Origin of the sequence: Actinomyces sp. oral taxon 180 str. F0310 (genome assembly GCF_000185285.1) — a bacterium.
In the GTDB taxonomy this organism is placed as follows: domain Bacteria; phylum Actinomycetota; class Actinomycetes; order Actinomycetales; family Actinomycetaceae; genus Pauljensenia.
The window spans coordinates 964,488-967,267 of the sequence record NZ_GL622194.1 but is presented as its reverse complement, the minus strand read 5'-3'; the positions used below and the strand labels follow the sequence as shown (position 1 = coordinate 967,267).

Here is a 2,780-nt window from a genome sequence, read left to right as displayed (position 1 = left end):
GTGAGGTAGCTGCCCTATGCCGCCGGGAGAATCGCCGCTTGAGGGGTGGGTGATCAAGCCGGGCGAGGCGGCTTCCTGGGGGCAGCAGCCGGGAGGTGCGCGGCAGTTGAGAATCATAAAAGATGATGGAACACCTGCATCGGTTCAGGAAATGCTCGATCACAAAATAATTTGGGGGAAATGGGATGTGTTTTCTTGGAGACCTTAAGGAATTCTGCGAGCGTCTCGAAGATGAGAGTATTTCAGTCGATCCGACTGAGTCAGGTGTTGTCTTCTATTCAAAATGGCAAGGTGTGCCTTTGTGTAAACTTCAGGCAACAGAAGGGTATTATCAATTTGGCGGGTTTGAGCGTGGTGACTTCTATCGGACATTTTCGACCACTGACCTCACTTTAGCTTTCAAAGTTTTGGTTTTGGTGAAGTGTCCTCTTGTAAGGTCTGCTTTGCGTTATCCGAAGATCGTATTTCCGGCTCGTAGGAAAGGGTGGCCCTTTAGTCCGCGCTATGGACAAAAAGGAAAACTCATTGATTGTGATATCGATGGGTATGCGGATAAGTTGTCTTGGGTTCATGATCTAAGTCCTGAGCAGCTGTTGGAGGCTTATGTGAGTAAAAATGGTGGTCTGTTGTCTGCGTGGACTTCTTGAGGTGTATCTGGTGGAATGGAATGTTACTGGGAAGGCTGGCGTCAGAGTACCTCGAGGTGAAGGTGAGGTAGCTTTTTGTAAGCTTCAAGTGCTATTTCATCATGAACGTGGAAAGCTGATCTTTTGCGTCCGATTTTATGGAGGATAATGTATATGATGTGAATGTACATGGTCGTCGGCCTGAAGGAGTTATGCGCTTTAACTCTGATAGTGATCAAGTGTTGGCTGGGATGAATCGTGCAACGGTGAGCTTCTATGCGTCTCTCGATGAGTATGTGGCTTCATGTGGGTCGTATGTTGATCGTCTGGGACTTCCACGCGGATAGTGTTTCTGCCAGTTAGTTCCTATCGTAAACCTTTCTCTTTTGAGGAGAGAGCTTTGGATGTCTACTCGCTGCAGGATCTGTTTTATCAGTTGCGATTCGTGAACTTCCGTCGGGGTTCTACATTCGCACCGGCACTAATGCCCCACAGTTTGACCTGTCGGGTGGTGCTCGTCAAGTTCAGTTTTTGGCAGGGGATTACGTGCTTACAGCCAATGAGTGTGTACAGTTAGGAATTCTCGAGGGTTGGGTGAATAGCAGATGTCAGTTACTTTTGATCTTGTGGACTTCGCTGAGTCTTCTGAGGCTCATGTTCAACCATATAACGGAAATGGTCTCGCAATTACCTGGGATCGTGGTCGTTTCTGGCAGCACATCTGGGACAGTGGGGGTAATTGTCCGCAGGCATTTTATGGTGAAAGTGAATACCTGGAGTCATGCGTACCCACCATGATCAGCGACTATGGTAAGATCATGTTGAAATGGGTGATTATGCGCATCGGTGAAAAAGCTCGGTGGCGCCGACGGTGGCCGCGAATCGATGTCCCTACGGCGGTCGAAGGTGTCTCGCCACAGTGGGGTTTTGAACAGCTCACTCCAATCACCGGTCGCTTAACCTTGGGCGGTGCATACATTCCGATGGAGATGCGCACAATCTTCCCGGTGTATCCGGAACTCAATCAACTGTCCCTTGTGATGCAGATTGATTTCGACGAGCTACTTGCCGGAAGTATGTATCCTTCGGGGGTGGGGTGTTCTCCTGTGTCAGTGGTTGGCCTGACGTCGTTAGTGCTGACGCGGGCGGTAGGGGCGAGAATGGGGTTTTCCTGCTTGAAAGGAAGGTGACAGAGTTGAACGCGTTGGGACAAATCGTTGGGAGGGGAACCTCTGGGGACAGGAATGACCCGTTGGAATTCATGGATGAATATGCAACAGTAATGAATCGATATGGGCAGATTGAAGTTCACAATAGATTCAAGGAGGGGGGTGCTGATCTGTCTCTCAACTTTGGATTTGGCGATGGGGGGCTGCTATGGTTGGAGGATGGGCGGTACTGCTTTGATGAGAAAGAGCGGGGGAAAGTTAGAAGAGGTGGACTGTTTAATTCGCAGTCAATTGAGTTAACACAGATTGTTATGCTGAATTGTACGGCACCTTACTTGCGTCATGCATTGGGTTTTTCAAGCTTGTGTGTTCCCCATACGATTGACGAGCTGCCGGTGGGGTGGTCGGTATGTAAGACTGCATCTGCTTGCTATGAGAGTATGACAGGTCCGACGGGTGAGTTGCTTTATTTTGTGACTTGGAATCCGTCTCATTGTGTCCCGCTCGCTTGGCTCCGTGGTGTGTCTCCGTCTGAGCTGCTGCGCGCATACATGCTTCCCGACGGTGGGCCCTTGTTGCGCCGGTGGTTGGGGCGCCCCTACGTGAGGTAGGTGCGCCTATGCTGCCGGGGAGAATCCCCCCCCTGAGGGGTGGACCATTAAGTCCGGCAAGGTTGCCCCCTGGGGGCAGTAACCGGGAGGAGCGGCGCAGCTGCAGGCTTTTAAAGGCGATGGAAGTGTCGCAAAGGTTGATGACCTCCTTGAGAAAGGGATTCTTAAAGGAAAGGAGAGTTCTGGTGGACTTTATGGATGAGTATGCGGAAGTGATGAATAAGTATACGCAGACGGAGGTGTATAACGGTTTTGCCAGGGGGCATACTGGCCTGTCGATAACGTATGGTTTTGGTCTGCGGGATAGGTTGTGGTTGGAGGATGGTGTGTATTGTTTTGACGAGGAGGAGCGTGGGAAGGTTCGGAGGAGAGGG

Annotated in this window: 2 protein-coding genes and 1 pseudogene; all 3 read left to right on the top strand. The window is 50.7% G+C overall.

The features are described from left to right. Nucleotides 1-185: 185 nt before the first annotated feature. Nucleotides 186-647, top strand: a complete 462-nt coding sequence (locus tag HMPREF9006_RS10565) for a hypothetical protein (protein ID WP_156794389.1) — start codon at nt 186-188, stop codon at nt 645-647. 584 nt (nt 648-1,231) lie between these two features. Continuing rightward, nucleotides 1,232-1,816, top strand: coding sequence for a hypothetical protein (locus tag HMPREF9006_RS04180; protein WP_232209826.1), 585 nt, complete (start codon nt 1,232-1,234; stop codon nt 1,814-1,816). A gap of 730 nt (nt 1,817-2,546) precedes the next feature. Beyond that, nucleotides 2,547-2,780 (top strand): annotated as a pseudogene (locus HMPREF9006_RS10805) (hypothetical protein); the annotation flags it as partial.

What these genes read in the sequence shown, in the direction of transcription:
- HMPREF9006_RS10565 (WP_156794389.1), top strand. Translation starts at nt 186, where the DNA reads ATGTGTTTTCTTGGAGACCTTAAGGAATTCTGCGAGCGTCTCGAAGAT.
- HMPREF9006_RS04180 (WP_232209826.1), top strand. Translation starts at nt 1,232, where the DNA reads ATGTCAGTTACTTTTGATCTTGTGGACTTCGCTGAGTCTTCTGAGGCT.